At 63.9% G+C, this 20599-nt stretch carries 22 protein-coding genes; 16 read left to right on the top strand and 6 right to left on the bottom strand.

Annotated elements, in window-relative coordinates; genetic code table 11:
* Positions 1–22: 22 nt before the first annotated feature.
* From EN851_RS13105 to EN851_RS13085, 5 genes are all read left to right on the top strand, one after another.
* On the top strand, positions 23–643 hold the full coding sequence (locus tag EN851_RS13105) for a ribonuclease D (RefSeq protein ID WP_127277487.1): 621 nt from the start codon (positions 23–25) through the stop codon (positions 641–643).
* Between the two features lie 12 nt (positions 644–655).
* Positions 656–859, top strand: coding sequence for a hypothetical protein (locus tag EN851_RS13100; protein ID WP_135881418.1), 204 nt, complete (start codon positions 656–658; stop codon positions 857–859).
* 110 nt (positions 860–969) lie between these two features.
* Positions 970–1224, top strand: a complete 255-nt coding sequence (locus EN851_RS13095) for a GlsB/YeaQ/YmgE family stress response membrane protein (RefSeq protein ID WP_127277483.1) — start codon at positions 970–972, stop codon at positions 1222–1224.
* A 25-nt stretch (positions 1225–1249) separates the two neighbouring features.
* A complete protein-coding gene (locus tag EN851_RS13090) occupies positions 1250–1396 on the top strand; it encodes a hypothetical protein (protein WP_135914977.1) in 147 nt (48 codons plus the stop codon).
* A gap of 238 nt (positions 1397–1634) precedes the next feature.
* Positions 1635–2642: a hypothetical protein gene (locus EN851_RS13085; protein ID WP_135929377.1), complete on the top strand. Its 1008-nt coding sequence runs from the start codon at positions 1635–1637 to the stop codon at positions 2640–2642.
* A gap of 42 nt (positions 2643–2684) precedes the next feature.
* Here EN851_RS13085 and EN851_RS13080 read toward each other — a convergent pair whose 3' ends face one another.
* Complete coding sequence (locus tag EN851_RS13080) at positions 2685–3224, bottom strand: inorganic diphosphatase (protein WP_135929376.1); 540 nt, start codon at positions 3222–3224, stop codon at positions 2685–2687.
* A 91-nt stretch (positions 3225–3315) separates the two neighbouring features.
* On the opposite strand from EN851_RS13080, the gene EN851_RS13075 reads away from it, so the two are divergent.
* From EN851_RS13075 to EN851_RS13065, 3 genes are all read left to right on the top strand, one after another.
* Positions 3316–3525, top strand: coding sequence for a hypothetical protein (locus tag EN851_RS13075; protein ID WP_127277475.1), 210 nt, complete (start codon positions 3316–3318; stop codon positions 3523–3525).
* A gap of 207 nt (positions 3526–3732) precedes the next feature.
* Positions 3733–6006 (top strand): transglycosylase domain-containing protein, encoded by a 2274-nt coding sequence (locus EN851_RS13070; protein WP_135929375.1) that lies wholly within the window; start codon positions 3733–3735, stop codon positions 6004–6006.
* A gap of 63 nt (positions 6007–6069) precedes the next feature.
* Complete coding sequence (locus tag EN851_RS13065) at positions 6070–6822, top strand: SDR family oxidoreductase (protein ID WP_127870014.1); 753 nt, start codon at positions 6070–6072, stop codon at positions 6820–6822.
* A gap of 21 nt (positions 6823–6843) precedes the next feature.
* Here EN851_RS13065 and EN851_RS13060 read toward each other — a convergent pair whose 3' ends face one another.
* Positions 6844–7764 (bottom strand): zinc-binding dehydrogenase, encoded by a 921-nt coding sequence (locus EN851_RS13060; protein WP_127870013.1) that lies wholly within the window; start codon positions 7762–7764, stop codon positions 6844–6846.
* Positions 7765–7860: 96 nt separating this feature from the next.
* Here EN851_RS13060 and EN851_RS13055 point away from each other — a divergent pair, with 96 nt between their 5' ends.
* Positions 7861–8670: a helix-turn-helix transcriptional regulator gene (locus EN851_RS13055; RefSeq protein ID WP_135929374.1), complete on the top strand. Its 810-nt coding sequence runs from the start codon at positions 7861–7863 to the stop codon at positions 8668–8670.
* Between the two features lie 24 nt (positions 8671–8694).
* Here EN851_RS13055 and EN851_RS13050 read toward each other — a convergent pair whose 3' ends face one another.
* Both EN851_RS13050 and EN851_RS13045 read right to left on the bottom strand, forming a co-directional pair.
* The gene (locus EN851_RS13050) at positions 8695–10479 is read right to left on the bottom strand and encodes a cation:proton antiporter (RefSeq protein WP_127870011.1); all 1785 of its coding nucleotides are present in this window, start codon (positions 10477–10479) and stop codon (positions 8695–8697) included.
* 205 nt (positions 10480–10684) lie between these two features.
* The gene (locus EN851_RS13045) at positions 10685–11134 is read right to left on the bottom strand and encodes a host attachment protein (protein ID WP_135865771.1); all 450 of its coding nucleotides are present in this window, start codon (positions 11132–11134) and stop codon (positions 10685–10687) included.
* A gap of 380 nt (positions 11135–11514) precedes the next feature.
* Here EN851_RS13045 and cysG point away from each other — a divergent pair, with 380 nt between their 5' ends.
* From cysG to EN851_RS13010, 7 genes are all read left to right on the top strand, one after another.
* The gene (gene cysG / locus EN851_RS13040) at positions 11515–12957 is read left to right on the top strand and encodes a siroheme synthase CysG (protein ID WP_135865768.1); all 1443 of its coding nucleotides are present in this window, start codon (positions 11515–11517) and stop codon (positions 12955–12957) included.
* Entirely contained in the window at positions 12954–13247 is a 294-nt protein-coding gene (locus EN851_RS13035; protein ID WP_135929373.1) for a DUF2849 domain-containing protein, read from the top strand. The genes cysG and EN851_RS13035 overlap by 4 nt, the downstream gene beginning before the upstream one ends.
* A gap of 47 nt (positions 13248–13294) precedes the next feature.
* Complete coding sequence (locus EN851_RS13030; protein WP_127870008.1) at positions 13295–14965, top strand: nitrite/sulfite reductase; 1671 nt, start codon at positions 13295–13297, stop codon at positions 14963–14965.
* Positions 14940–15704, top strand: coding sequence for a phosphoadenylyl-sulfate reductase (locus tag EN851_RS13025; protein ID WP_135929372.1), 765 nt, complete (start codon positions 14940–14942; stop codon positions 15702–15704). Before EN851_RS13030 ends, EN851_RS13025 begins: the two co-directional genes overlap by 26 nt.
* Positions 15705–15874: 170 nt before the next feature.
* The gene (locus EN851_RS13020) at positions 15875–16408 is read left to right on the top strand and encodes a DUF934 domain-containing protein (protein WP_135929371.1); all 534 of its coding nucleotides are present in this window, start codon (positions 15875–15877) and stop codon (positions 16406–16408) included.
* 97 nt (positions 16409–16505) lie between these two features.
* A complete protein-coding gene (locus EN851_RS13015) occupies positions 16506–18113 on the top strand; it encodes a GMC family oxidoreductase N-terminal domain-containing protein (RefSeq protein ID WP_135929370.1) in 1608 nt (535 codons plus the stop codon).
* A gap of 192 nt (positions 18114–18305) precedes the next feature.
* Positions 18306–18926, top strand: a complete 621-nt coding sequence (locus EN851_RS13010; protein WP_127280673.1) for a DJ-1/PfpI family protein — start codon at positions 18306–18308, stop codon at positions 18924–18926.
* A gap of 185 nt (positions 18927–19111) precedes the next feature.
* Here EN851_RS13010 and EN851_RS13005 read toward each other — a convergent pair whose 3' ends face one another.
* Both EN851_RS13005 and EN851_RS13000 read right to left on the bottom strand, forming a co-directional pair.
* Positions 19112–20134, bottom strand: coding sequence for a fatty acid desaturase (locus EN851_RS13005; RefSeq protein WP_135929369.1), 1023 nt, complete (start codon positions 20132–20134; stop codon positions 19112–19114).
* 91 nt (positions 20135–20225) lie between these two features.
* Positions 20226–20423, bottom strand: coding sequence for a hypothetical protein (locus tag EN851_RS13000; protein WP_127280461.1), 198 nt, complete (start codon positions 20421–20423; stop codon positions 20226–20228).
* Between the last annotated feature and the right edge of the window lie 176 nt (positions 20424–20599).

Below are 20599 nucleotides of genomic sequence, written 5' to 3'. Positions count from 1 at the left end.
AGGCCGCGACCCGGAGAAGACGATGAGCGATATCCGCTTCCATAAAAACGATCTGCCTGACCTCTCACACTACAATGTCGCGGCGGTGGCCATCGATACGGAAACGCTCGGCCTCAACCCGCACCGCGATCGGCTCTGCGTGGTGCAGATTTCGCCTGGCGACGGCAGCGCCGATGTCATCCAGATCGCGCCGGGCCAGAAGAAGGCGCCGAACCTTGTCAGCCTGTTGAGAAACCGAACCATCACCAAGCTGTTCCACTACGGTCGCTTCGATCTCGCCGTGCTCTACAATGCGTTTGGCGTAATGCCCGAGCCGGTGTTCTGCACCAAGATCGCCTCGCGGCTGACGCGCACCTACACCGACCGGCACGGGCTGAAGGACATCTGCTTCGAGCTTCTCGGCGTAGGCTTGTCCAAGGCGCAGCAATCGTCGGATTGGGCGGCCGAAACGCTGTCGCCCGAGCAACTCGAATACGCCGCCTCGGACGTCCTCTATCTGCATCGGTTGCGCGACGTGCTGGCCGGGCGGCTGGCGCGCGAGGGGCGCACGAAGGAGGCGGACGCCTGTTTCCGCTTTCTGCCGACCCGGTCCAAGCTTGACCTGATGGGCTGGGCCGAAGAGGATATCTTCGCCCACAGCTGAAAAAGGGATGAGATGGCTGACAGAAAGCCGATATCGACCGCGCCGACCGACGGCTCCAAGGTCACCGTCACCTGGAAGGACAGCGACGGCGTCCTCAATGAATCCATAGCGCAATACCGCGACGGCGGCTGGTGGGTCTACACCGACAGCCACACCCAGAAGAAGGTCGAGCCGACCAGCTGGCGGCCCACTGCCGGCGACGACGACGACCAGTGAGCGCGCCGCTGGCTAGGCCGGGTGCTTTCGCATAGCCTGAAGCCATTGATATCGGGGCCGATTCGGAGCCTTCCGCTCCGCGCTCGCCCTCTTGCTCGGAGGAAACCGCTATGGGTGTCGAAAGTCTTCTCGTCTTCATCATCATTGGTGCCATCGCCGGCTGGCTCGCCGGTCTCATCGTTTCGGGTTTCGGCTTCGGCCTGATCGGCAACATCATCATTGGCATCGTCGGCGCGTTCATCGCCGGCTGGCTGTTCCCACGGATCGGCTTCTCGATCGGCGGCGGCATCATCGCCTCCATCATCCACGCCACGATCGGCGCCATCATCCTTCTGGTTCTGGTCAAGGTTCTGAAACGAGCCTGAGGCTCGGCACGACAAAGGGCGCGCCATGAAGCAGAACACACTCTATCTCATCATTGGCGCGCTCATCGTCGTGGTCATCGCGCTGGGCGTCTACGTCTACCGCGAGCAGACCAGGCCGAAAGGCGTCGAACTCAAGATCGACGACAAGGGTATTTCGATCCAGCAGAACTGAGCCTGCCGCCGATTGGGCGGCGACATCAACCATATGGCGGATCGGGCACCAGCGTCAGCGCAAAGGCGGCGGATATCCAACCGTTATGGCCTGGAACCCCTGCATTGCGCTTGACCGTCGAGCGCGCGATCGGGCTTAGTCGGCGACATCAAAGCGGGGCAGACAGCCGTCAATGGACAGCGAGCAGTTGGACGGTTCTCGATCCCTTCCAGCGTTCGATCCGCTGGGCGGGTCGCAAATGATCCCGGGGATCGCTTTCAAGGCCAGCGCGGCGGTGAGGGCGGCGCTTTCGGCGATCGGACGTACGGAGGACCTGCGCTTTTCACCGGACAATCGATTGCTGGCAATCGCCGGCTATGCGCGCAAGCGCCTGCTGGTCCTGCGCATCGACGTCGAGGCCGGATCGGATGGTCCCGATGTCACGATCCATGGTTTCATGGAGCTGACATCAGGCGACATGGGCGAAATCCATGGCCTGGATTTCATCGATGACCGCACCCTGGCGATTGGCAACCGCGATGGACTGGTCGCCATATTCAACCTGCCTCGAGAGCAACCAGCCGGCCAGAGTCGCGAGATATCGGCCATTCGGCGGGTAAAGGGCCGGCGGCCTTGCAAACTGAATTCGCCGGGCTCGATTGCCGTCAGGCCGGAGTCGCGCGGCCGCGTCAGCCTGCTGGTCTGCAACAACTATACGCATCTGGTCACCCAGCATGTGGTCAACCGGTGGCTCGGCTATCGCACGACGAGCAACCAGCGGCTGCTCGAACGTGGTCTCGACATACCCGACGGCATTGCGCTCAGCCATGACGGAGGCTGGATCGCCGTCAGCAGCCACGGCACCCAGGATGTAAAACTCTACCGCATGTCCTCCTCGCTTGGGCCTGACAGCGAACCCGCCGGCGTCCTGCAGCACGCCGGCTATCCGCACGGCGTGCGCTTTACAGCGGATGATCGGCACATCCTCGTCGCCGACGCGGGCAGCCGTATGGTGCATGTCTATGGCGGCGACGGCGATTGGAGGGGCCAGCAAGCACCCGCGGCCTCGGTGACCGTGCTCGACGAGGAGACCTTTCTGCGGGGCAGGGCCAGTGTCGAGGAAGGCGGCCCCAAGGGTCTCGACATCGACCGCTCGAACAGTGTCATTGCGGTCACTTGCGAGGAGCAGGCGCTGACCTTCTATCCGCTGGCGTCGATTATCGGGAAGACGAGGTCGGGGATCGAGCCGGGCGTGGCGCGCCGTTAAGCGCCTGATCGATCGGAACAACGCACCAGAAAATGGCCATGCTTACTTGCGCAGCTTGGCGGCAAAGGCCTTCATGCCCTTCTTGATTGCCCTGCGCGCTTCACCGGCATCTTGCCAGCCTTTGAACTTGATGGTTTTGCCGGTGCCAAGCACCGATGACAGAAAGAACTGTTCGATCTCGCGCCTGAGATGCTCGGGCACGCGGTCGGCGGCCACGGGCTCGTCCTCAGCGTCCTCCTTGTGAGGACAGAAGACGTAACGGTCGTTGCGCAGGGCCTCGCCGCCCTGATCCTTCTGCTTGACCCGCAGCGCACCCAAAAGGTTGCATTTGATGACGGTGCCGGGACCCGTGGCGGCCTGATGGATGACTAACCCATCCAATGGATCGCCGTCGTCCCCCAATGTGGAGGGAATAAAACCCCAATCGTAGGGGTAGGTCATTCCGACCGGTAAAGGGCGGACATAGCCGAATACCTGGATAGCCGGCTCATAGGCCACCTTGGCAGCGGCACCGCGCGGGGTTTCGATGACGACCCTGACAAGGCCCTTCGTCGTCGTCGGCAGCTTGAGGTAGTCGGGCATGAGGCGCCTCTGTCGCGTTCCGGGTTGATCCGGGATGGAACTCCAAGGCGCAATGAATGTTCCCAAGAGCAGGCCGAGGAGATTTCAGGGCATGACAAAAGCTTCTTTGCACTTGCTCAAGGGCGTGGGTTATCTGATCTCAACCCTGAGCGTTGTGCTGCTGGCCATCGTCAGTTGGTCGAGCGCTTCCAAAAGCCCGCTGCTGACCACATGTCTGCTTGTCGGCGCGGCGGCTTCGATTGCCGGCATGTTCTGCCGATGGCTGACCTATGAGATCGAAAAACGTAGGGAAGGCAAATAAGGCGCGCGTTGCGGCCAAGAGGTCCAGCAGAGGCTTCGCATCGCATAAGCCGGCTGTCATCCGGCCACCAAGACCGGCGGCAACAGGATTAACAAATTCCTAACGAAATTCAAAGGCTTGGCCGAAGGCCTGCTTAACCCGCCCTTAAATCGCCGCATCTACTCTTCAACCCGAGCGCCATTGGCACCGGGGATATCAGCGCAGCGCATGGCGAACCGCAGAGACAGCCGCATCGAGCCCAGCTTCGAGGGACCGCCACGGGCGAAATCCCAGACGGGTCTTTCGGTGAGCGAGGAGGACCGCGTCGTGCCGAGCAACCGCAAAGCCTCCGCCAAACGCAAATCATCGAAGGGGAAATCGGCCCGGGGGAGGCGCGGTGGAAGCGGGCGCGGCCTGTTCGGCGTGCTCGGCCGGCTGGTCTACTGGTGCTTCGTGCTCGCCATATGGGGCGGCATCGCGGTCGCGGGCGTCGTTGTCTACTACGGCGCCAAGATGCCCGCGGCCACGACCTGGTCGATCCCGGACCGCGCGCCCAATATCAAGATCGTCTCGGCCGACGGGCAGCTGCTGGCCAATCGCGGCATGAGTGGCGGCGAAGCGGTCGGCCTGCACGAAATGTCGCCCTATATTCCCGAGGCGGTGATCGCCATCGAGGACCGCCGTTTCTATTCGCATTTCGGCGTCGATCCGATCGGCCTGTCGCGCGCCATGGTCACCAATCTCGCCGGCGGGCACTTCTCGCAAGGTGGTTCGACGCTGACGCAGCAATTGGCCAAGAACCTGTTCCTGAAGCCCGACCGCACGCTGGAACGCAAGGTGCAGGAAGTGCTGCTGGCGCTGTGGCTGGAGCACAAACACACCAAGGACCAGATCCTCGAAATGTACCTCAACCGGGTCTATTTCGGCTCCGGTGCCTTTGGTGTCGAGGCGGCCTCGCGGCGTTATTTCGGCAAGAGCGCGCGCGACGTCACCCTGTCGGAAGCCGCACTCCTGGCTGGCCTGCTGAAGGCGCCCTCGCGGCTGTCGCCGGCGCGCGATCCCAAGGCCGCCGAGGAGCGCTCGCAACTGGTGCTCGCCGCCATGCGCGAGGAGGGCAAGATCAGCGAGAAGGAGCTGAAGACGGCGCTGAGCGCGCCGGCGACGCGCTCGCCGTCCTACTGGACCGGCTCGGAAAACTATGTCGCCGACACCATCATGGAAGAACTGCCCGACCTGATCGGCGACGTGCGCGGCGATATCGTCATCGACTCCACCGTCGACCTGAACCTGCAGAAGCTTGCCGAACAGTCGATCCGCCGGCTGATCGACGACAGCGGCAAGAAGCTCAACGTCACCCAGGGCGCGCTGGTATCGATCGACTATTCCGGCGCGGTGCGCGCCATGGTCGGCGGCTATGACTATTCGACCAGCCAGTTCGACCGCGCCTCCGAGGCGCGCCGGCAGCCTGGCTCGGCGTTCAAGCCGTTCGTCTACATGGCGGCGCTCGAGGCCGGCCGTACGCCCGACAGCGTGCGCAACGACGCGCCGATCAAGATCGGCAACTGGACGCCCGACAATTACGGCGGCAAGTACTTTGGCAAAGTCACCTTGGCGACGGCGCTGGCCAAGTCGCTGAACTCGGTGGCGGCGCAGCTGACCATGGAGGTCGGGCCGAACGCGGTGGTGGAAGCCGCGCACCGCATGGGCATCCAGTCCGATCTGCTGGCCAACACCTCGATCGCGCTTGGCACCTCGGAAGTGACGCCGCTGGAGCTGACCTCGGCCTATGTGCCCTTCGCCAATGGCGGCTACAAGCCCGACATCCACTTCATCCGCCGCGTGACGACAGCCGACGGCAAGGTGCTCTATGACAGCGCCGGCGGCAGCGCGCCGCGTGTGATCAAGCCCGAGATCGTCGGCATGATGAACTCGATGATGACCGGTACGGTCGAGGTCGGCACCGCCAAGAAGGCGGCCTTCGCCTGGCCGTCGGCCGGCAAGACCGGCACCAGCCAGAATTCGCGCGACGCCTGGTTCGTCGGCTACACCGCCAATCTCACCACCGGCGTGTGGTTCGGCAATGATGACGGCACGGCGATGAAGAAGGTCACCGGCGGCGCGCTGCCGGCGCAGGCCTGGCACGAATTCATGGTCGCGGCGCATGAGGGCGTGCCGGTGCGGCCGCTGCCCGGCACCTGGAAGTCGACGCCGCCGGATACCATTGTGCCCGACGACATTCCCTCGGCCGACAACAACCAGCCGGCACCGGTTCCGTCGGCTTCGGTCGGACAGCAAGCGCCGATCGCGCAGGCGACGGCACCGGCCAGGCCAGCGCCGGTCCGCGCGGCGCGACCCGCCCAGACCGTCGATGCCGATGGTTTTGACATGCCGGCTGACAATGGCACGACCGCCTCGGTCGGGCATCCGGTCCCTCCGGGCAGCGTTGGCGGTCCGTTGAAGAAGAAGCGGACCTCGATCCTCGACATTCTCGGTGGCGGCTGAGCGTCAATCCGCCTCTCGCCAGCGCCACGGTGTTCGGCTACACCTCCGGCCGGAGACCGCGACATGGCTGAACTCGACACCAGAAAAACCATCGTGCTGACCGGCGCCAGCCGAGGCATCGGCCATGCCACGGTCAAGCGCTTTTCGCGCGAGGGCTGGCGCGTCATCACCTGCTCGCGCCAGGCCTTCGCCGAGGATTGCCCGTGGCCTGCCGGTCCCGAGGACCACATCAAGGTCGATCTCGCCGATCAGGAAGATGTCGGTATTGCCGTGTCGGAGATCCGTCATCGGCTCGAAGCGCATGGCGGCCAGCTCAATGCGCTGGTCAACAATGCCGGGATTTCGCCCAAGCTCAGGGATGGCAACAGCCGCATGAACTCGATCGACACGCCGATGCATGTCTGGCGCGACGTGTTCCAGGTCAATTTCTTCGCGCCGATCATGCTGGCGCGCGGCCTGTTCAAGGAACTGGCGGCCGCGAAAGGCTCGATCGTCAACGTCACCTCGATCGCCGGCACCCGCGTGCATCCCTTCGCCGGCACCGCCTACGCGACGTCGAAGGCCGCACTTGGCTCGCTGACGCGCGAGATGGCGCATGATTTCGGCCCGCACGGCATCCGCGTCAACGCCATCGCACCGGGCGAGATCGACACGGCGATCCTGTCGCCGGGCACGGACAAGATCGTCGAGACCATCCCGCTCAGGCGCCTGGGTACCACGGCGGAAGTCGCCGACATCATCTTCTTCCTGTGCTCGGCCCAGTCCTCCTATGTGTCCGGCTCGGAAATCCACATCAATGGCGGCCAGCACGTTTGAACTGGTCGAGCCAAGGCCTGCTCATCCGGCCAGGGTGAGAACGGCCTTGCCGCTGAAGCTGCGCTGGCGCAGCGCGTCCAGGGCTTGTCCGATCTCCGTCCACCGCGCGGTCATAGCCACGCGGGTTTCCAGCCGTCCGGCGGCGACCAGGGCGAGCAGCGCGGCGATGTCAGCGCCGATGGCGGAACCGGACGTGTAGTAGGCGAACGTCTGAAGCCTCGCCCCTTCGTGACCCGGAACGAACTGGCGGAATCCAACCGGCGTGAGTTCGCCGCTGCTCGAACCGAAGATGACGATTGTCCCACCGGGCGCGACGCGTTCGATCGCATGTGCGAGGCTTTTGCCGCCGACCGACTCGGTGATCAGCGAAAACGGCCCCTTGGCCTGCTCGATCGACTCGACGATCTGCTCGGCTCCCAGCCCACGCAGATCCTCGTGGTGCCGGCCGGCGGCGATGGCGGTCACTGAAGCACCCTGCTCGCGGGCGATCTGGATCTGGAAGCGACCGACGGCACCGCTTGCACCGGTGACCAGGACCTGTAGGCCGGCCAGGTCACCGCCATGGCGCAAAGTCCTGAGCGCCGTCGTGCCCGCCACGGGGAGCGTGGCTGCCGAGACGAAGCCGACCTCATCCGGCAGGACGGCGAGACGGTCGGTTGAAACGGCGACCCGTTCGGCCCAGCCGGCCTGGTCGACCAAGGCCGCGACCCGGGTGCCCGCAGCCGGCCCGGAGCCATCGGCGGCCGCGCGCTCGACAATTCCAACGATGTCCTGGCCGGGTCTCCAGCCGTTCGGACGGATGGTGAGCAGGCGCAATTCACCCCGGTTCAACGAGGTTGCGTGGACGGAGACGAGCGCTTCGTCCGCGAGGGGCCGAGGTTCTTCCACCTCGGCCAGCCTGAGCCGCGTGGCGCTGTCGGAAGATATGACTAAGGCGAGCATGGCTACGCACCCTTCTTGCTGGACGCCGGACCTTACCGGCTTCGCAGCTCGAGGAATTTAGCTATCATGGCATTTAATCGCTAAAAGCAATCGATCATGAGACAGCCTCTTCGCTACCCATGGCTCAATTTCGATGTCGATGACGTGCTGGCGCCAGCCATCGCCGTTCGTGTCGACGTCACCGAACCCAGTGCAGAGGTTCCCGCTCATTGGCATCGCAAGGGCCAGCTCGTCTTTGCGCTCGGAGGCGGCGTCACATGCCGCGTTCCGAGCGGCCTGTGGATGGTGCCGCCGCATTGCGGGGTATGGATCCCCGGTTCCATGGAGCACAGCAACATCGCGACGGCCAATGCCCGGATCTTCTTCGTCTATATCGAGCCGGGAGCCGCCGAATTGCCGGACCGGTGCTGCACGCTTTCAATTTCGCCGCTGCTGCGCGAACTGATCGTCGAGCTGTCCGACAGCGTGCAGGACGACAAGGCAAGGGATGACCTCCTGACCAGGACCCTGCTTGCCGAACTGCCGCGCATGCCTGTCCAGCAACTGCATCTGCCGATTTCAGCCGAGCCGCGATTGAGGCGGATCGCCGAGGCGTTGGCGCAGGACCCCGCCGATCGCAGCACGCTGGCACAATGGGCCAGCCGCGTTGCGCTCAGCGAAAGCAGTCTGGCGCGTCTCGTCGTCAAGGAGACTGGCTTGAGCTTCGGGCGCTGGCGCCAGCAATTGCACCTGATCGTCGCCATTCGGGAGCTGGCCTCGGGTGCGAGTGTGCAGCAGGTCTCGGGCGATCTCGGCTATGGCTCGGTCACCGCCTTCATCACCATGTTCAAGAAGGCGCTTGGCAAGCCTCCGGCAAAATACCTCGGCAGCGTCGCGCAAAACGGCGGTTCGGCATTCGTGGCATGATCAGCGCGCCTGTGGCACGTCGGTTCAGGCAGCGGACGGTTCAGCGGCCCGCGGCTTGTGGCCAAGCACCTCTTCGACAATGCCGCGCGCGATCTCGCGTTCGCCCATGATCACCGTGTCGGCGCCTAATCCCTTCAGATGCTCGACCTCGGCATCGGAATGGGCGCGGGCGACGACGTTGATGTTGGGATTGGCGGTGCGTGCCCGCAGCACGATCTGGCCGGCCTCGAAGGCATTGGGGATGGCAAGGATCAACCGCTTTGCACCTTCAGGATTGGCGGCGGCGAACACTTCGGCATTGGCGGCATTGCCGGCGATGGTTTCGATGCCGTCGGCTTTCAGTCTGGCCAGCGTCTTGTCGGCATCCTCGATGGCGAGGAAGGGCAGGGAGGCTTGTTTCAGTGCGGCACCAACAAGGCCGCCGACCCGTCCGTAGCCGATCAGGATTGTGTGGTTGGTGAGGCTCGTCTTCGGCGGCGGACCGTCTTCGGCTTTCGCCATTGCGGCAACGGAGGCCACCTGACCCGGTTCCGTCGCCGGACCAACCGGCTTGGCGTCCACCGGCGGTGCCGTCCTGGTGGCGCGGGCCTCCAGCCAAGGCTTCATCCAGTCGATGACCAGGAACATCAGCGGGTTGAGCACGATCGACAGGATGGCCCCCGCAAGGATGAGGTCGCGGCCCTGTTCGGGCAGAAGTTTCAGCCCGACGCCGAGTTCGGCCAGGATGAAGGAGAATTCGCCGATCTGGGCAAGGCTGGCCGAAATCATCAAGGCCGTGGCCAGGGGATAGCCGAAGGCGACGACGATGACGAACGCCGCCAGCGACTTGCCGATGACGATGATGGCCAGCGTCGCCAGGATCGGCAGGCCGTTGCTGATCAGGCTGAACGGGTCGAACAGCATGCCGACGGAGACGAAGAACAGCACCGAGAAGGCATCGCGCAGCGGCAGCGATTCTTCCGCCGCTCGGTGGCTGAGCTCGGATTCGCTCATGATCATGCCGGCGAAGAAGGCGCCCAGCGCCAGCGAGACGCCGAACAATTTTGCCGCGCCGAAGGCGACGCCGAGGGCAATGGCGAGCACCGAGAGACGGAACAGCTCGCGCGACCCGGTATGGGCGACGTAGTGCAGGATCCACGGAATGACCCGGCGGCCGACCACCAGCATGACGACGACGAAGGCGGCAACCTTGGCCAGCGTGATGCCGACGACACCCCAGATGCCATAGCTGGCCGGCAGCGTCAGCAGGCCGCTCGAATGGGCATCGGCCTGTTCCTGGCCGCCGAGCACGCCGGCAAGCGCCGGCAGCAGCACCAGCGCCAGCACCATGGCCAGGTCCTCGACGATCAGCCAGCCGACGGCGATGCGGCCGCGCTCGGTCTCGATCAGCCGGCGTTCCTGAAGTGCGCGCAGCAGCACCACGGTCGAGGCGACCGACAGCGCCAGGCCGAACACCAGGCCCGCGCCCATCGACCAGCCGAGCATCCAGGACAGCCCGGCGCCGAGTGCGGTGGCAAAGCCGATCTGGACGATGGCGCCAGGCACGGCGATGGCGCGGACCGACAGCAGGTCCTTGAGCGAAAAATGCAGGCCAACGCCGAACATCAGGAGGATGACGCCGATTTCGGCCAATTCGTTGGCAAGCCCGGCGTCGGCGACGAAACCGGGCGTGTTCGGCCCGACCAGCACGCCGGCTACGAGATAGCCGACCAGTGGCGGAATGCGGAAACGATTGGCGAGAGCGCCGAAGACGAAAGCCAGCCCCAGACCGGCGACGATGGTGGCGATAAGGGGCGTGTCATGCGGCATTGTCTATGGAGCGCCTTTCAAGCTAGCGATGTCGGATATGCGCCGCCCGAAGCCGTCGCCTGGCTTGCAATATGGTGGAAGCGGTAACGATGATGCAACCCGCAAGGGTACGAAAAGCGACGCCGCGGCGACAAAATGCCGGACCGGCGAACGGATGCCGCCGATTTGTTCCAGCTCGCGATGGTATTCGTCCTGTTGCCGGCGATCAGGCTGCCTGCAGCAAGGCCTCGATCTCGGAGATGCCGTGATTTGTCATGGTCTTCGGGATCTCGGCCGTCACCTTGTCACCAACCTCCTTATGCAGCTTCTTGCGCATGGCACCGAGCACCACCGGTGGGGCGACAAGCACGATGCTGTCGAACTCGCCGTCATGGGCAAGCTTGTAGAGCCGGGCGGCAATCTCCTGGGCGAAGCGTTCCTTGCCGATACGGTGCCAGTCGGTCTCCTCGACCGCGCTGCGGTGTACGGATGGGCCATCATTGTATCGGCCCGGGCTGTCGCTTCCCTGTTCGCGGGTGGGCGGGTTTTCCTGTTCCATCACCTGCACCACTTCAAGGTTGGGAAATTTGGTGTCGCCGGCATTCTTGAGCAGGAGCGCCTTTTCACCGTCGGCCACCAGAACCCAAATGCCATGCTTCAAATTGATCGTGTTCATGAAAACGCTCCTCGTTGAGTGGTGGCTATTCCGGGAACGCGTTCTGGCCGGTCACGTTCCAACTGAAACGGCGGACCGAGCGGTCGCGAAGACGGGCGGCGAACATGAAATCGCCTCTGCACGACTTTAATCTACTGAATTGGTAGAATTTAGAAAAAACTATTTTGCGAGATAAGTCGCCGGCAGCTAAAAGTGCCTGAAATCAAGGCCTGTTTCGACGGCCCCGGTGTGCTCAGGGCATGGGCGTGGAATATTTTTCTCCTGCTCTTCGCGGTTGCGAAAAAGCGATTGCCTGCCATCACCGGATGAGCGAGTGCTTTGCTTCTGCTTTTTTATGCCTGGGCGTAAAACTGCGAAACTGTTCCCGGATTGCTTTTCTGATGCCGCAAGCCACCACCAAGCTCAATGCCTTTCCCGTCTTCGTGCGGGTCGAGGGCGAAGCCGTGGCCATTGTCGGCGGCGGCGAGCAGGCGCTGGCCAAGGCGCGGCTGATCGCCCAGTCGAGCGCGGTTCTGTACATCATCGCCGCAAATGCCGAACCGGAGCTGTTGGCCTTCATCGCCGAGACCGGCGCGAACCATGTGGCCGCCGGGTATGACGCCTCACGGCTCGAAGGCGCCGTGATGGTGTTTGCCGCCAGCGGCGACGAGACGCTCGATCGTCGCGTGGCCGCCGACGCGCGCCGGCTGGGCATTCCGGTCAATGCGGTCGATCGGCCGGACCTCTGCGATTTCTTCACGCCTGCGCTGGTCAACCGCGCGCCGGTCGCCATTGCCATCGGCACCGAAGGCGCAGGCCCGGTGCTGGCGCAGATGCTGCGCGGCCGCATCGACCGCATGCTGTCGCCGTCGCTTGGCGCGCTGGCGGCGCTTGCCGCCTCGTTCCGCAATGCCGCCGAGAGATTGCCCAGGGGCAATATACGTCGCCGTTTCTGGAGCGACTTCTTCGGTGGAGCGCCGGCGCGCGCGGTCGAGGCTGGCGAATTTTCGCGGGCGCGCGAAGCCGCCGCCGATCTGCTGACGTCCGACGCGCCCGTTCGCGGCCACATCGCCCTGGTGGGCGCCGGTCCCGGCGCCGAGGATCTCCTGACCCTGCGGGCGCATCGTCTCCTGATGGAAGCCGACGTCATCGTCCATGACGCGCTGGTGCCGGAGGCGGTCGTCGCCATGGGGCGCCGCGATGCCGAGCGTCTGCCGGTGGGAAAGCGCAAGGGCTGCCACACCAAGAGCCAGGCCGAAATCAATGCATTGCTGGTGGAGCTCGGCCGTGCGGGCAAGCGCGTCGTGCGGCTGAAGTCGGGTGATCCGCTGGTGTTCGGGCGCGCCGGCGAGGAGATGGCGGCGCTGCGCGATGCCGGCATCGCCTATGAGGTGGTTCCGGGTGTCACCGCGGCCTTCGCCGCTGCCGCCGATTTCGAGCTGCCGCTGACGCTGCGCGGCGTTTCCTCCTCGATGGTGTTCACCACCGGCCACGATCTCAAGGGCAATTCATTGCCAGACTGGGCCAAGCTCGCCATTTCCGGTGCTACCGTCGCCGTCTATATGGGCCGCTCGGTCGCGGCCGAAGTTGCCGGCCGGCTGATCGAGGCCGGCCTATCGCCGGACACGGCGGTCGCCGTGGTCGAGAATGCCAGCCTGACCAATCGCCGACGCTTCCACGGCACACTCGCCGACCTGCCGTCGCTGGAAGCGCGCGCCGATCTGTCGGGACCGGTCATGACCATCATCGGCGACGCTGTCGCCGGGGCCAATTTCGAGCGGTCCGAGCCGCTCGCGGCTCACAGGCATGCGCCCGTAGCGGCCACCGAGGGAGTTCAGCCATGAAGATACTGACCGCCAATCGCCTCGGCGACGGCATCGCCGTCTGGTACGCCGATGGCGGCTGGGTCGAGACGGTGGACCATGCAGACCTTGCCCATGACAAGGCGGCCGAGGATCGGCTGGAGGCGATCGGCGCCAAGGCCTATGCCGACAATGAAGTGGTCGACGTCAATCTGATCGACGCGGAAGTCGTCGACGGCGTCGTCGAGCCGGTGCGGTTGCGCGAGAAGATCCGCGCCGCCGGTCCCACTATTCGTGGCGATCTCGGCAAGCAGGCTATACGGGCGGCGTAAGCCAGACTGAAAGTGAAAGTGGGCGGACGCGCCCTGAAAGACGAAGCATGTACCGTTACGATGAGTTCGACCACGATTTTGTCCAGGCCCGCGTCGCCGAGTTCAGCGACCAGGTCCAGCGCCGGCTGTCCGGCGAGATCACCGAGGACCAGTTCCGGCCGCTCAGGCTGATGAACGGCGTTTACCTGCAGCTGCACGCCTATATGCTTCGCATCGCCGTGCCCTACGGCACGCTGAACGGCAAGCAGTTGCGCATGCTCGGCCACATCGCCCGCAAATACGACAAGGGCTACGGCCATTTCACCACGCGCCAGAACATCCAGTTCAACTGGCCGGCGCTGTCGGACATTCCGGCGATCCTGGCGGACCTGGCCAGCGTCGAGATGCACGCCATCCAGACCAGTGGCAACTGCATCCGCAATGTCACCGCGGACCATTTTGCCGGCGCTGCCGCCGACGAGGTTGCCGATCCGCGCCCCTATGCGGAAATCCTGCGGCAGTGGTCGTCGGTGCATCCGGAATTCTCGTTCCTGCCGCGTAAGTTCAAGATCGCGGTGACGGGAGCCGAGCGTGACCGCGCCGCCATCCAGACGCATGACATCGGCCTGCACCTGAAGAAGAACGCCGCCGGCGAACTCGGCTTCGCCGTCTATGTCGGCGGTGGCCAGGGCCGCACGCCGATGGTGGCGCGCAAGATCCGCGACTTCCTTCCGGAAGCCGATCTTCTGTCCTACTGCACGGCGATCCTGCGCGTTTACAACCTCTATGGCCGCCGCGACAACAAGTACAAGGCGCGCATCAAGATCCTGGTGCACGAGACCGGCGCCGAGGAAATCACCCGCCAGGTCGAGGCCGAGTGGCAGGAGTTGAAGGACGCGGAGCTGAAGCTGCCTGAGGCGGACATCCGCGCCATCGAGGCCTATTTCGCGCCGCCGGCGCTGGCCGGACGTCCGGAAGGCGACGAGGCCGTCAAGCTCGCGCGGTTGGATTCCAAGGGCTTCTCGGACTGGCTCGACCAGAACGTGGTGACGCACCGCCATCCCGATTATGCCGCGGTGACGATTTCGCTCAAGGGCATCGGCGAGGTACCGGGCGACGCATCGGACAGCCAGATGGAAGCCGTCGCCGATATCGCCGAAAGATACGCCTTCGACGAGTTGCGCGTCAGCCACGAGCAGAACCTGATCCTGCCGCATGTGGCGCGCGCCGACCTGAAGGCCGTCTATGACGCGCTGGTCGACATCGGGCTGGCAACGGCCAATTCCAACCTGATCTCGGACATCATCTCGTGCCCGGGCCTCGATTATTGCGCGCTGGCGACGGCGCGTTCGATCCCGATCGCGCAGGAAATCTCGCAACGCTTCGCCTCGCTGGAGCGGCAGCGCGAGATCGGCGAATTGAAGCTCAAGATCTCCGGCTGCATCAATGCCTGCGGCCACCACCATGTCGGCCATATCGGCATCCTCGGTGTCGAGAAGAAAGGCTCCGAGCTCTACCAGGTGACGCTCGGCGGTTCGGCCGACGAAAACACCTCCGTCGGCGAGATCATCGGCCGCGGCTTCTCGTCGGAAGAGATCACCGACGCCATCGAGACGATCGTCGATACCTATCTCGGCCTTCGGCTCAACCCACAGGAAATATTCATCGACGCCTACCGCCGTGTCGGTCCCGCGCCGTTCAAGGAGGCGCTCTATGCTGGCGAAGCCAAGGCCGCTTGACCGTATTGCCGACGTCGAGGACGGCGCCGCCGCCAAGGCGGCGGGCCTCGATGCGCTCTATGGCCATTTGAAGCCGCTTGAGATCATCGAACGTGCGGCCAGGGACCTGTTCCACGACGAGATCGCCGCCGTGTCTTCGTTCGGCGCGGATTCGGCGGTGCTGCTGCACATGATCGCGGAGATCGACCGCACGCTACCGGTCATCTTCCTCGATACCGGCAAGCATTTCGAGGAGACGCTCGGCTATCGCGACGCGCTGGTCGCCGATTTCGGGCTGACCAACATCCGGGTGATCAAGCCCGACGAGGCGGCGCTCGAACGGATCGACCCGACCGGCAATCTGCATCAGAACAACACCGATGCCTGCTGCGACGTGCGCAAGGTCGAGCCGCTGGCACGTGGCGTCGCCCCCTTCCGTGCCTGGTTCACAGGTCGCAAGCGCTTCCAGGCCTCGACACGGGCCGCACTTCCGGTGTTCGAGGCGGTCGGCCCGCGCATCCGCATCAATCCGCTGGCGCACTGGACGACGTCGGATCAGGCCGACTACATGCGTTCGCATGCGCTGCGCGAAAATCCACTGGTCGCCTATGGCTATCTGTCGATCGGCTGCTTTCCGTGCACGCAGCCGGTGCAGCCGGGCGAGGACGCGCGCAGCGGCCGCTGGGCCGGTCACGCCAAGACCGAGTGCGGCATTCACCTGTCGGGACTGGAAGTGTCGCTGACCGACGCATCACTATAGGGTATGTTGCAATTCAGGTGAGGCCGGCCTGCAAACGGCAGCTTCCTGCGCTTCCGGGGCTCACGTACTTCAAGTACGCTCCGCTCCGGTTCTCGGAAGCAGCCGTTTTCGAAGCGGCCTGACCTGAATTTCAGCACACCCTTGAGCTCTTTGAATTTTTAGGAATTTTGATGACTGAACCGACGACACCGGAGACCCGGCTCTGGACCCCTGAAGGGTTTCGCGAGGACGAGTGGACCCATGCCGAAAGCGCCGACGCGCTGGCAGGCAATGGCCGCTTCATCCTGCCGTTGCAGGCATTCCTCGATCTTGACCCGGAGGTGCGCCGCTCGGCAAAGGAGCGGCTTGGCGTCATGCTGCAGCCCGGCGATCAACTCGAGAAGATCGCCGACCTGCTCGACCAGCTGTCGCTGGTGGCGCTGGCCTTCCCGGCTTTCGGCGACGGCCGGTCTTTCACCAAGGGCGAACTGCTGCGCAACCGCTATCATTTCACGGGCGCGCTGCGTGCCACCGGGCAGATCCTGGTCGACCCGTTGCCGCATATGCTGCGGCTTGGTTTCGACGAGTTCGAGATCTCGAATCCGGTGCTGTTGAAGCGGCTGGAGGAAGGCCGGACCGGCGGCCTGGGGCTTTACTACCAGCCGGCCGCCATATCGGAGCCCAAGGGTCCGAGATATTCCTGGCGGCGGGCCCGCGGCAACTGACGCGGCGGTAGGTCCACGCGTCTTTACATCGCCCGCGATCGGGCCTTCTCTGATCGTCCGGATAGAAATATCCGCCTGACGATCTGGGAGGGGTCTCATGCGCTACGACTATGTCATCGCCGGTGGCGGGTCCGCCGGCTGCACGCTTGCCGCGCGGCTCTCCGAAGATACCTCGAAAACAGTTTGCCTGATCGAGGCGGGAGGAGCCGGCAAGGATCTGCTGATCCGCGCACCCGCCGGCGTCATCGCGCTGCTGCCGGGCCGGCCGAAGATCAACAACTGGGCGTTCGAGACGGTGCCGCAGACTGGGCTTGGCGGCCGCAAGGGTTACCAGCCGCGCGGCAAGACGCTCGGCGGCTCCAGTGCCATCAACGCCATGCTTTACACGCGCGGGCACCGTGGCGACTATGACGAATGGGCCGATCTCGGCTGCCAGGGCTGGTCGTGGGACGACGTGCTGCCCTATTTCCGGCGCGCCGAAGGCAATCAGCGCGGTGCAGACGCACTACATGGCAGCGAAGGACCGCTGCGGGTCGGCGAACAGCAGGAGCCGCGTGCGCTCTCAAGGGCCTTTGTCGAGGCCTGCGGCGAAAACCAGATACGCCGCAACGACGATTTCAACGGACCGGAGCAGGAAGGGGCGGGGCTCTATCAGGTAACGCAATTCTGGGACGAGCGCCGCAATGGCGAACGATGCTCGGCGGCTGCCGCATATCTGCATCCGGTCATGAGCCGGCCCAACCTTACCGTCATCACCGGAGCACAAGCCACGGGCATCGTGCTTGACGGCAAGCGGTCGACCGGCATTCGCTATCGCAAGGGCAACAGCGAAGCGATTGCACAAGCCTGGCGCGAGGTCATTGTCTGCGGCGGCGCTTTCGGTTCGCCGCAACTGCTGTTGCTATCGGGCATTGGCCCCGCCGCCGAACTTGCCGTGCACGGTATTCCGGTTGCTCACGAACTGCCCGGAGTGGGCAAGAACCTGCAGGATCATCTCGATTTCATCCTGGGCTGGACGTCGAAGGACGCCGACATGATGGGCATCGGTGTGCGCGGTCTGCCTGGCCTGCTGCGGCATATGCTGCGCTGGCGCAGGGATGGCGGCGGCATGATCGCTACGCCCTACGCGGAAGGCGGCGCCTTCCTCAAATCCGACCCAGCGATCGACCGGCCCGACCTGCAACTGCATTTCTGCATCGCCATCGTCGACGATCACGGCCGCAAGCTGCATATGGGTTACGGCTTTTCCTGCCACGTCTGCGTGCTGCGGCCATATTCGCGGGGCGAGGTCGGGCTGTCGAGCGCGGATCCGCTGGCGGCACCGCGCATCGACCCGCGCTTTCTATCGGACGAACGTGACGGCGAGCTTCTGCTGAGGGGTGTTCGAATGATGCGCGGTGTCCTGGAGGCGCCGGCACTGGCCAAATACCGCCACAAGGAAATCTACACTGCCGGCGTGTCGAGCGACGCGGAGCTTATGTCCCATATCCGTGCCCGCGCCGACACGATTTATCACCCGGCCGGCACCTGCAAGATGGGCATCGACGATATGGCGGTGGTTGATCCGGAACTGCGTGTCCACGGCATGCAAGCCTTGCGCGTCGTCGACGCCTCGGTGATGCCGAGGCTGATCGGCGGCAACACCAATGCGCCGACCATCATGATCGCCGAGAAGGCCGCGGACATGATCAAGGCGGTTGCCTGACCGTAGTCTGGTCGAACCAATGATTCCATTTTGGCCTTTTTAACGACTCGAATTTGCTGATGATCGTGCCCGTCTCCGAAAACTGGTCTTACCAATAGGGCGATTTCCGCTTCCCCTTTCACCGTCCTGCCCTTAGGATAAGTCGATTATTTCGTCATCCGAAATAAATGGCCACAAAGGGAGGAACCGGGAATGGCTGGTAAGAAAATATTGATGCTCGTTGGCGAGTTCAGCGAGGAATATGAGATTTTCGTCTTTGAGCAGGCCATGCATGCCGTCGGCCACACCGTGCATGTCGTGTGCCCGGACAAGAAGGCGGGCGATGTGTTGAAGACATCGCTGCACGATTTCGAGGGCCACCAGACCTACACCGAAAAGCTCGGCCACGATTACATCCTCAACAAGACGTTTTCCGAGGTGGATCCGGGCCAGTACGATGCCGTCTACGCGGCGGGCGGGCGCGGTCCCGAATACATCCGCATCGACAAGCGCGTGCAGGCGCTGGTGCGGCACTTCCATGAGACCGGCAAGCCGATCTTCACCATCTGCCACGGCGTGCAGATCCTGATCGCGGTCGACGGCGTGGTGCGGGGCAGGGAAGTGGCGGCGCTTCACTATTGCGAGCCGGAAGTGACGCTGGCCGGCGGTATCTATATCGACGTCGCGCCGAACGGAGCCCATGTCGACGGCAATCTCGTATCTGCCAAGGGCTGGCCGGGCCTGTCCAATTTCATTCGCGAATGCCTGAAGGTGCTGGGCACGGAGATCCGCCATGGCGAGATCCTGATGCGCGACGAGCGGCAGGCGGCCTGAGGCTCTGAGAACCGGCTGCTCTTCTACGCTTTCAACTCAGGTTGGAAAGCTTTGCGCAGCTTCCTCATGCGGCCCTTGGGCATTGTTCGAAAAGCCAGGCAATTGGCTTTTCGTCCGCTGCGCGGACCACACTTCACCTCTCCGTTGATGGGGAGCAAGACAAGTGATGGGGAGCAAGACAAGCGCTACAGCGCCGCGTGTGCCTCTCGGAACGATATCAGCTTGCTGCGGCTTTCGTCCCACAAGGCCAGTTTGACGCAGCGCAGGCTGTCGAGCAGCGTGACGCGGCCGATACCGCGCAGTTCCGGATAATCACGCAGCACTTCCTGCAACCGGTAGCCGGGCACCTTGGCGGAGAGGTGGTGGACGTGGTGGACGCCGATATTGCCGGTGAACCAGTTCAGCAGCGGCGGCAGGTCGTAGTAGGACGAGCCGTGCAGGGCTGCGTGCTGGAACTGCCATTCCTCGTCCTTCGCCCATTCGGTCTCCTCGAACTGATGCTGGACGTAGAACAACCAGATGCCGGCCGAACCGGCGAGAATGACGATCGGCAGATGGACGATCAGGAACGCGCGGGGACCGACGGCCCAGATAAGCAATGCCGCCGCAAGCGCAATGGCGAGATTGGTGGTCATCGACGACACCCAGGGCGTAAAGCCGCCGCGCATCATGCCGATGGGCAGTCTTTGCGAGAAGATGAACAACCAGATCGGCCCGAGCCCGAACATCACCAGCGGATGGCGATAGAGGCGATAGGCCAGGCGCCCGCGCCAGGACAGGCGCCGGTACTCGGCGACGGTCAACGTCCTGATGTCACCCATGCCGCGCTCATCGAGATTGCCGGCGCTGGCATGATGCACGGCGTGGGCACGCCGCCAGCAATCGTAGGGCGTCAGCGTCAGGACACCGAGCGCTCGGCCGATCCAGTCGTCGGCAATGCGATTGGCGAAGAACGAGCCATGGCCGCAATCGTGCTGGATCATGAAGATCCGCACCAGGAACCCTGCCGCGGGCAGGATGAGGATCAGCCCCCACCAATGGCCGTAGGCATAGGCGGCGGAAGACAGAGCCCACAGCGAGGCGAAAGGAATGAGGGTAATGGCGAGTTCGAGTGCGCTGCGCCGCCTGTCGGGCTTCTTGTAGCGTGCCAGAATCTTGAGCCAGGCGCGCTTGCTACTGGCCGCCATTTCGGGGGAAATCATGTTCATCAGGAAGCATAGGCAGGGTGCGCCGCCGCCGCAAGCCGGCCTTCACGTAAAGTTACTGTGCGTAATTGTCGCGTAAGGCCGGACGAGGCGCCTACTGCCGCCGCCAGGCGTCGCCATTCTCGACCCGGTCAAGGCGGTCGAGCAATTGCCTGAAACGATCGGGGATGTCGGTCTCCGTGTGGAAGGCTGGCAAGGTGCGCAGAAAGCGCGCCATCGTCTCGGCGCCGAGCTGGCGCCGGACCTCCGCGGCGAGCCTTTCGCCCTTTTCAAGCTTTTTGCGGGTCATCATCTCAAAAATCCTGCGTCGGCTCCGAAACTCCTCCAGCAAGGGAATGGTTCCCCCATCACGCCCCTGAGGCAAGCAAAGCCGGCAAGTACGGTAAAATTTGAATTAAAATCGCAGCATCGTCCCGGCGTCTTCAAAGGGCCTTGCGGTTGCTTTCCCCTTGATTTTTGGCCTGCGAA

Source organism: Mesorhizobium sp. M8A.F.Ca.ET.208.01.1.1 (assembly GCF_004791315.1).
GTDB lineage: Bacteria > Pseudomonadota > Alphaproteobacteria > Rhizobiales > Rhizobiaceae > Mesorhizobium.
The sequence above is the reverse complement of the archived record's forward strand: the minus strand, read 5'-3'. Positions and strand labels throughout refer to the sequence as shown.

Excerpts from the sequence above, each read along its gene's own strand:
- EN851_RS13105 (WP_127277487.1), top strand. The coding sequence starts at position 23 with ATGAGCGATATCCGCTTCCATAAAAACGATCTGCCTGACCTCTCACAC.
- EN851_RS13100 (WP_135881418.1), top strand. The coding sequence starts at position 656 with ATGGCTGACAGAAAGCCGATATCGACCGCGCCGACCGACGGCTCCAAG.
- EN851_RS13095 (WP_127277483.1), top strand. The coding sequence starts at position 970 with ATGGGTGTCGAAAGTCTTCTCGTCTTCATCATCATTGGTGCCATCGCC.
- EN851_RS13090 (WP_135914977.1), top strand. The coding sequence starts at position 1,250 with ATGAAGCAGAACACACTCTATCTCATCATTGGCGCGCTCATCGTCGTG.
- EN851_RS13085 (WP_135929377.1), top strand. The coding sequence starts at position 1,635 with ATGATCCCGGGGATCGCTTTCAAGGCCAGCGCGGCGGTGAGGGCGGCG.
- EN851_RS13080 (WP_135929376.1), bottom strand. The coding sequence starts at position 3,224 with ATGCCCGACTACCTCAAGCTGCCGACGACGACGAAGGGCCTTGTCAGG.
- EN851_RS13075 (WP_127277475.1), top strand. The coding sequence starts at position 3,316 with ATGACAAAAGCTTCTTTGCACTTGCTCAAGGGCGTGGGTTATCTGATC.
- EN851_RS13070 (WP_135929375.1), top strand. The coding sequence starts at position 3,733 with ATGGCGAACCGCAGAGACAGCCGCATCGAGCCCAGCTTCGAGGGACCG.
- EN851_RS13065 (WP_127870014.1), top strand. The coding sequence starts at position 6,070 with ATGGCTGAACTCGACACCAGAAAAACCATCGTGCTGACCGGCGCCAGC.
- EN851_RS13060 (WP_127870013.1), bottom strand. The coding sequence starts at position 7,764 with ATGCTCGCCTTAGTCATATCTTCCGACAGCGCCACGCGGCTCAGGCTG.
- EN851_RS13055 (WP_135929374.1), top strand. The coding sequence starts at position 7,861 with ATGAGACAGCCTCTTCGCTACCCATGGCTCAATTTCGATGTCGATGAC.
- EN851_RS13050 (WP_127870011.1), bottom strand. The coding sequence starts at position 10,479 with ATGCCGCATGACACGCCCCTTATCGCCACCATCGTCGCCGGTCTGGGG.
- EN851_RS13045 (WP_135865771.1), bottom strand. The coding sequence starts at position 11,134 with ATGAACACGATCAATTTGAAGCATGGCATTTGGGTTCTGGTGGCCGAC.
- cysG (WP_135865768.1), top strand. The coding sequence starts at position 11,515 with ATGCCGCAAGCCACCACCAAGCTCAATGCCTTTCCCGTCTTCGTGCGG.
- EN851_RS13035 (WP_135929373.1), top strand. The coding sequence starts at position 12,954 with ATGAAGATACTGACCGCCAATCGCCTCGGCGACGGCATCGCCGTCTGG.
- EN851_RS13030 (WP_127870008.1), top strand. The coding sequence starts at position 13,295 with ATGTACCGTTACGATGAGTTCGACCACGATTTTGTCCAGGCCCGCGTC.
- EN851_RS13025 (WP_135929372.1), top strand. The coding sequence starts at position 14,940 with ATGCTGGCGAAGCCAAGGCCGCTTGACCGTATTGCCGACGTCGAGGAC.
- EN851_RS13020 (WP_135929371.1), top strand. The coding sequence starts at position 15,875 with ATGACTGAACCGACGACACCGGAGACCCGGCTCTGGACCCCTGAAGGG.
- EN851_RS13015 (WP_135929370.1), top strand. The coding sequence starts at position 16,506 with ATGCGCTACGACTATGTCATCGCCGGTGGCGGGTCCGCCGGCTGCACG.
- EN851_RS13010 (WP_127280673.1), top strand. The coding sequence starts at position 18,306 with ATGGCTGGTAAGAAAATATTGATGCTCGTTGGCGAGTTCAGCGAGGAA.
- EN851_RS13005 (WP_135929369.1), bottom strand. The coding sequence starts at position 20,134 with ATGAACATGATTTCCCCCGAAATGGCGGCCAGTAGCAAGCGCGCCTGG.
- EN851_RS13000 (WP_127280461.1), bottom strand. The coding sequence starts at position 20,423 with ATGATGACCCGCAAAAAGCTTGAAAAGGGCGAAAGGCTCGCCGCGGAG.